At 78.8% G+C, this 1602-nt stretch carries 1 protein-coding gene and 1 pseudogene; one reads left to right on the top strand and one right to left on the bottom strand.

Features of this window, described 5'->3' with window-relative positions; genetic code table 11:
• Positions 1–253: 253 nt before the first annotated feature.
• Positions 254–796: a hypothetical protein gene (locus JNW87_RS38540; protein ID WP_238455454.1), complete on the bottom strand. Its 543-nt coding sequence runs from the start codon at positions 794–796 to the stop codon at positions 254–256.
• A 297-nt stretch (positions 797–1093) separates the two neighbouring features.
• On the opposite strand from JNW87_RS38540, the pseudogene JNW87_RS38535 reads away from it, so the two are divergent.
• Positions 1094–1602, top strand: a pseudogene (locus tag JNW87_RS38535) (hypothetical protein); the annotation flags it as partial.

Raw genomic sequence — 1602 nt, 5'->3', positions numbered from 1 at the left:
GATTTGGGGCATGTCAGGTTACCGGTGTCGAAGGCCGTGTGACGTCGGCGTATGCGCTGCGCTGGCACTCGGTAGCTCGGCCGAGCCTGGACGAGCTGCCCGCCGGCGACCACGACCTCACCACCCGGTCCGCGATGCCCATCGACGACGGCAACCTCGCGACCGCGGCTCCCGTCTCGGCCGGCGACCGTGACCCGGGGCGTCTCGCCGGTGCCCCGGCTCCCGACGCCGGCACCCCCGACCGCACCACCGGTCAGGCGGCCACGATCGGGGCGGGTCCGGTGATCGAGCGGGACGCCGACGACCCGACCCAGAGCCTGCCGGCGCCCGCCCCACTCTCGTCGGCGAGGCGCATCTCGGCCGTCGACGTGGTCGCCGCCGGCCGGACGACGACGCCGCAGGCGACGCGAGCCGCCACGACCGCGGCCGGGACAGTGACGCCGGCTCCAGCGGCGCCCACGCCGGGGACGGCGGACCCCGGCCCATCGAGCCAGGTGACGGCACCCACGCCCGGGACGGCGACCCCCGACCCCTCGACCGAGGTAGCGCCGCTCGAGACGGCGACCCCCCGCCCCTCGACCCAGGTCACGGCACCCAGGCCAGGAACGGCGACCGCCGATTCCTCGGTCGAGACAGCGGCATCCGCTCCCTCGGCCGGCACGGCGAGGACCGCGCAGTCGGCCGGGACGGCGATGCCCGCGGCCGACGTCGAGACTCGTGACCCGGGGGTCCCGCTGTCGGCCGGCACGCCCACGGACAGCGCGGCCACGCCCGATGTCGAGGCGCCGGCACGCATGCCGGAGACCGCCGCGCCCGGACCGGAAGCCGAGATGCCGGACGGGGTGGCCCCGGCCCGGTCGCCCGGTACGGCCGCCGACGGCCGACGGTCCCGGTCCGGCTCGTCCGCCGGGTCCCGGTCGGCCTCTGCGGCGTCGTCGACGAGCCGGCCGAAGCGGCCCGCAAGCCGCGGTCGGCCGCCAGCGGGGCGGCCGGGCTGACGACCACCGCCCCGACGCCGACCTCGGCCGACGCCGCACCGGAGACCGGGCGCCCGACATCGAACGGCGCACCGGGCCGCACCCGCCCCACACCGTTGGCCGACCGGCCGGCCGACGTGGCGCCCTCCGTCGCCGGCACCGACCTGCCGACGGCCTTCTCCTCCTCGACACCGAGCGACCTCCCCTCGGCCACCGCGACCGGACAGTCGCCGACCGCCGATGCCGCCACCGGACGATCCCGTACCGGCGACCGGTCCACCGCCACCGGGCAGGCGCGTACCCCCGACCGGCCCACCGGCACCGATGAGGCCGCCGCCGCGGACCGGGCCGTAACCGCCGACTCGCCCGGCGCCGGCGGCTCGCCGGAGTCCGCGACGGACACCGGCGCGACCCTGCCCGCTCCACCGGCCACCGGCCCGGCGTACCTGTCGTCGGCGGCGCCCGACGACGCCCCGGCGGAGGCTGGGCAGGGCTGGTCGCCGCGCCCCCGCGGTCCGATCTTCGACGACGCCGCGGACCGGCGTAGTGACGTCCGGCCGCCTGGCCGATCGCGCCCGCACCGGCCTGGCCGACCACCCCGCGACAGCCCGCCGCCCCGACCGGG

Source organism: Micromonospora sp. ATA51, assembly GCF_016802855.1.
Lineage (GTDB): Bacteria > Actinomycetota > Actinomycetes > Mycobacteriales > Micromonosporaceae > Micromonospora > Micromonospora sicca.
The sequence above is the reverse complement of the archived record's forward strand: the minus strand, read 5'-3'. Positions and strand labels throughout refer to the sequence as shown.